Origin of the sequence: Mailhella massiliensis, from assembly GCF_900155525.1 — a bacterium.
GTDB lineage: Bacteria > Desulfobacterota > Desulfovibrionia > Desulfovibrionales > Desulfovibrionaceae > Mailhella > Mailhella massiliensis.
The window spans coordinates 1-2,391 of sequence record NZ_LT706934.1; the positions used below are offsets into that span (position 1 = coordinate 1).

Genomic DNA, 2,391 nt, shown 5'->3' on the forward strand with positions numbered 1-2,391 from the left:
GAACAGGGGCATGTGGTCAAGAATCTCCAGCGGCGGGAACGGGTAAAACCCAGGCCCAAGGCAGAGGACTTTGAAAGCGCCACGGGCGAAAAATCCGCGCAGCGTATCGCGCAGGAACGCGGCCATATCGTCATCCAGAGCGCCTCATGTTGGGAAGAGCTTCACGCCGGGCTGGACATGGTGGGGCTGCGTTTCGTGCGCAAGGGCTCCGGCGCGGTGATTTTTGTGGGTGATACGGCGGTCAAGGCTTCCAGCGTGGACAGGAAATTTTCCCTGTTTAGGCTCTCCAAACGGCTTGGAGAATTCAAGCCCGGCTTCTATTCTGAGCGGACATTCCACAAGTTCGCCCCGGAACCTGTCAGCCATGTTTGCCGGGAGGAATGGCTGGAGTACCAGCAGGAGAGTCGGAGACAGAAAGAGGAAAAACACAACGCAAGAGAAAGACGGGAGAAGGAACGGGAAGAGCTGGCACGGAGGCAGCGGGAACGCCGGGAAGCGGTCACAGCTCGTCTTGCTTCACACGGGCTTTCTGTGCTGAACATTGCCCGGCATTGCCTGAAAGAACAGGAACGGGAGGAGAAAGCGGCGTTGCTGGACAGGCTGGCTCAATCTGAAAAACCGGATCTGCTCCCGCGTTTCAAGCACTGGCTCGGCAAACGCAATCCGTATCTTGGCAACCTCTGGCGCTTCCGTAAACGGATAGCTCCCGGCGTCGAAGTCAGACAACATGAGTTCCCCAGAGTCGACACGCAGGTTTCATCGTATACGGCTTATCTGGAGATTGTCAAAAAGCGGTTCCCGGAAAAGATGGATGCATCACGGCTGGATGCGGCCATTGCTCTATACATGCGCTGTGCGGGATACACAGTGCAGGAGGTAGCCAATGAATTGTATAGACACACCCCCGCCCGCCCCAAGGGGCAGAACCGTGATGAACGGATAGACTACGGGCGCAGGGTGGTCTGGTACGCCTTCGGAACTGCGGGAGATATTGATATCGCCAACAGTCAGCCTACGCCGGAGCAGGTTCAAAAGTTCATTCAAGAAGCAGAAAAAATGGAAATGAAAAGCAAACTAACAAATCAAAAACATCATTTAACACTTCGGCTAAGATGATTTACTTAGATTAATTAAATTAAGATAAATATTATCATCAATATTCATAGAGCATAAAAAAATTAATAAAAATATCTTACAGTTGATTTTTTTCATAAGTCAGATAAAAGTATCCAATTCAATCTTCTTATTTTTTATTTCACCTTCAGCGCAGTTATTACAAAATATTTTTAATATAAAATTTATCATATTTCTCCAAATATCGAATCAATGTCATAGATATTCCTTTCTCAAGTCGTAAACATACATTCTCGTCAAATCAGCTTCACCATCGCCCTGCACCATACACAAGAACTTCCACCCATAGCGTTCGTAGAAATCAGTGTGGTCTGTGATGAGATATAAGGTTTTCAGGCCAAATGAACGCATATCCTCGCAGACAAAATCAAGTAATTTTCCGGCAATGCCCCGGCAGCGATAATTTTCTTCTACATACACAGCACAGACATTTGGCGTTAAATCCCTGCGGTTATGGAAATCGTTTTCGATGACCCCAATACCACCAATGATCTGCCCATCCTCGACTGCAACATACCACTGTGGGACGCTCTTGCTGGTCAAACATCCCTGTATGCTTCCCGTATATTCTTCAATGGGAATATCCCACTTGGAATGAAACCATGCTGCGGCTTCTGCCGCCAGTTCGCTGTGTTCTCTGAGTTTCAGAATTTCCATAGCGTATCACGCATTCTTATTTGACTTCATCATTTCCGTCCTTTTTAGAACGGCTCTTGTAGACATTGTACTGATTTTTGCACCGTGAGCTGCAAAAGGCGGCGTTGAACCAGCTGCCCAGGAACACCTTCTGGCAGTGCTTGCACAGGCGCAGGGGCTGGTTCTCGTCCACCAGCATGAAACTGTACATCATCTGGATACCCAACAGCAGGGAGTGAAAATACCAGTAAATGGTAGGGTTATCCAGTAGCTCAATTCGGTTATGTCCAGCATAATCCACGACCACCCGGCAATATCCTCTTCTTTTTAGGGTAATTGTCGGGGTATTTTTTTGCAAATTTATTTTTTTATCAAACATATCAGTGTACTACATGCAAAAAATTATTGACATGTACAAGGCCACCAAACGCCAGGGCGAATCGACCTATCCCGGCGGCCTCATCAAGATTCTGGTCGGAGCCGTGCTGCTCGGCCTGGGAGAAACCCTCGGTTCCGGCTCGGCCACGCTTTTCGGAGCCGATCAGACCTCCGGCATGAGTGATCTCGGCCTGTAACCTCAAAGGAGACGAGGCATGAGCATGTTCAAAAAAAAGGAAACAT

At 48.4% G+C, this 2,391-nt stretch carries 4 protein-coding genes; 2 read left to right on the forward strand and 2 right to left on the reverse strand.

Annotation, left to right across the window (positions count from 1 at the left end; genetic code table 11):
* The coding region (locus CZ345_RS16950; protein ID WP_204224184.1) for a hypothetical protein at positions 1–1,116 on the forward strand (1,116 nt) is incomplete at its 5' end.
* Between the two features lie 213 nt (positions 1,117–1,329).
* Here CZ345_RS16950 and CZ345_RS00490 read toward each other — a convergent pair.
* Positions 1,330–1,791: a GNAT family N-acetyltransferase gene (locus tag CZ345_RS00490; RefSeq protein WP_077071247.1), complete on the reverse strand. Its 462-nt coding sequence runs from the start codon at positions 1,789–1,791 to the stop codon at positions 1,330–1,332.
* 16 nt (positions 1,792–1,807) lie between these two features.
* Positions 1,808–1,984 (reverse strand): hypothetical protein, encoded by a 177-nt coding sequence (locus CZ345_RS00495; protein ID WP_204224186.1) that lies wholly within the window; start codon positions 1,982–1,984, stop codon positions 1,808–1,810.
* 178 nt (positions 1,985–2,162) lie between these two features.
* On the opposite strand from CZ345_RS00495, the gene CZ345_RS16415 reads away from it, so the two are divergent.
* Positions 2,163–2,345 (forward strand): hypothetical protein, encoded by a 183-nt coding sequence (locus tag CZ345_RS16415; protein ID WP_144277186.1) that lies wholly within the window; start codon positions 2,163–2,165, stop codon positions 2,343–2,345.
* Positions 2,346–2,391 lie beyond the last annotated feature (46 nt).